Annotated in this window: 2 protein-coding genes; both read right to left on the bottom strand. The window is 39.7% G+C overall.

The annotated features are described in order from the left end of the window. Window positions 1-423 precede the first annotated feature (423 nt). On the bottom strand, window positions 424-2478 hold the full coding sequence (locus LHW48_11280; GenBank protein MCB5261029.1) for an ATP-binding protein: 2055 nt from the start codon (window positions 2476-2478) through the stop codon (window positions 424-426). Between the two features lie 120 nt (window positions 2479-2598). Further along, on the bottom strand, window positions 2599-2940 hold a 342-nt coding region (locus LHW48_11275), incomplete at its 5' end, for a S24 family peptidase (protein MCB5261028.1).

Genomic DNA, 2940 nt, shown 5'->3' with positions numbered 1-2940 from the left:
GTACTCTGAGCTTACTAAGAGAATGGTAATACATGACATAGTATCCGAAGGCATAAGTATAGCTATAAAGTGACACCCCAAATGTCATATAGCCATCACTGTGACAAACAGGCATAAGCCTTTATCTGGTGTAGAGATGCTTAGGACTACTTTCGGATAGCTGTCACAGTGGTTTTGGACTTCTTTGGACTGGTTTGTGACAGTTTTATGTCAAATCTGGACTCTTTTCAGACTGGTTTCGGAACTCGCTGAATCTCAACGAAATAGACCAGTTCGAAAGACTCGCAGTGTGAGTGGAACGGGGTGATTACGAAATATCCCTTACATCTTAGTTGAGTCTTATATCAGATGCATTAAGTCTAATAGAAGTATTCTGAGGTCACTACCCAATCAATGAGAAAGGAGCTTCCAGAATCACACGACTCAGTTGCAAGGCAATCCAAGCTTGTCAAAAAATGCTCTGTTTCGTTCTTTTGCTTCCTTAACGAGCCGATCAAAAGAATACACTTCAATATACGTTTTATAATGTGGCTGATAGCCAAAGTATCCAAGTTCATCACTTGTCATTTGCAGAGCATGAATCTTGCATCTCTTTCTCAGGGAAGGAGTCAAATCCGCTACAATGTAGCAAAACCCAGGAATCGCTTCTGAACTAGGAATGGGGCGACCAACATCTGTCTTTGAGCGACCTTCTCTGATCCTTTCGATGTATTCAAGTGCCTGTTCTATTGGGTCTTTTTCTTCACCTTCTTTATAATCATTTCGCTGTGGTCTTTTGATCTCTATAATAGTGATGGATGGTAGTGGGAATTGATTCGTCTCACTTATGAGAATTGGGGTATCGAAACCTTTTAGGGCAAGGATGTCAGGCTCTTTTGTACTCTCAGAAGCTATCAGTGGAATTGATTTGATTGTCTTATCAGAAGCAAGATAGTTATGGAAGGTGAGCTTTTCGTCTATCAACCACAAATTGAAAGTATCAGGGTTTTCAGTATCTGAGGTTTTCCCCATTGGCATAATCAGGTCATGAACTATCTCTTCTTTTGAGTATTTTCCTGTACAGTCCCATTCAAGCGCTTTTTCGAGTAGATCTATAACCGATCTTCTATTAATTACATAGTCAGCAAGTTTAGATTGGTTAAGTTCTTTGATGGTTTCCTTGTATCTGTTGAATCGCTCAATGTATTGCTCTGTGTCTTGGAATGAGGAGTTTTTAAACAGCTCATGTCCTTCTACTATACTGGCTTGCTCAATATCTCTAGTTTTGTTATGTAGAAGCAGATCAAGATCTTTTTCCGAAGCGTCAGGATCAACATTCAGTTCTTCAGGTGAAATCAGGGACAAGATAGGCTTATATTTTGGAGCGACGGTGTCAACAAAGTGTTTGATATGAGCTCTTCCAGCTTCTATGTTATGTTGAATGTAATCGTGTAGATAAGACTTAACACATTCCAAGACTGCCGATTCGATTTGTTTGAAAGTAAGACTGTCATCCTGTAGCATATCTGGATAGTCATCCTCAATATCAAATCCCGTTCTTTCGAGACGAACGTTTTCATCCAAGTATTGTGAAGTAACATAGCAGTAGTATATAAACTCTTCGGAGTCTTTCTTGAGTCGTCCGTATAGTCCAGGTATGAGATTACGAAGTTTTTTCTCTGTTACCACTCTATTCCCCGCACAGTACACCAAAGTATGATCATTTGCGCTTCGAGCTGGCAAGAGAATGTGCGTAAGGGAAAACGAGTGATTTCCGATTGTAATATCAGTTGGTTTCTCTTGAGTAACCATCAGATCTGCGTAAAGATCATCAAGTTGGATCACAGTGTCTTCGTCTTTAACTGTGATACTTGGCGCACTGCCTGGTCTAATATAGTACCATAAGCAGTGATTTAGGATATCTCTGGCTATTGTATCAATGTTTTTTCGTGCATATTGGCGATAGATCTCTTTTACATTTATTAGAGATATAGTTGTAGATGAGGTTGAAGCAGATGATTGAGTCTTACGATCGTTATGAATACCCTGATCTGCATCAAAATCAAATTGACGATGACACAAAACACCATCCTCTATAAAATCGCTTTCGACATGAACTCTTTCAAAGACCTTTAACCATAAAAGGCGACCTACACCCTTACAGCCTTTATTGGCTTTATACTCCGAATCTAAAGTACAGAATGACTCCATGTTTTGCTCATTAAACCCGATTCCAGAATCTTGTATCTTGAAACTTGTGATGTCTGGCTTTGTTTCGGGACCAGGCTTTTTAGTATCTCCAAAACTAGCTTCTGTTTGATCTGACCTTATGATCTCCAGTGAAATATTCCCTTTTCCACCGTCTTCAGAGAGTTCTTCAATAGCATGAATCGAGTTAACGACAGCCTCATAAACTGTCATAAAACCATTATTTTTTGAGAGATGTGTATTACGAATTCTGCCGTGCAAATTGGTGTTAATCATACGCTCGTTGCTCATATTGTCTCCTAACATAGATGTGTGCAATATATCATATTTACTAATCTCATAATAATTTCAGATTTCAACACTCTGTTTTCGGTCAAGCATAAAACTATCAGGATGCCTCATATTTTTAAGTCATCCCATCCTCAACTGCATCACCAACGTACCTATTAGCGAGATATCATCTCCCTGCATGGAATCGACTACCTGGACACGGTAATCAGCATTGAAGGGATGGAGTAGTACCTGTTGTCTCTGGTGATCGAACTGGATACGTTTCAGGGTGATGCCATCGTTCAATCTGACAGCGCAAACAGAGCTATCTGTATTGCTCCAGTCGTCTTTTCTCTGGATCACCACGATGTCGTTATTCATGATCTGAGGCTCCATGCTTTGTCCATTTACTCTGAATACCATATAGTTATCGATCTTGTCCTTGAGGTATATCCGCGGTAATTCCACGAAATTGTCATGTTC

It is taken from the genome of Candidatus Cloacimonadota bacterium, assembly GCA_020532355.1.
Taxonomy (GTDB): domain Bacteria; phylum Cloacimonadota; class Cloacimonadia; order Cloacimonadales; family Cloacimonadaceae; genus UBA5456.
Note: the sequence above shows the minus strand (reverse complement) of the source record. Positions and strands in the feature narration are given on the sequence as shown.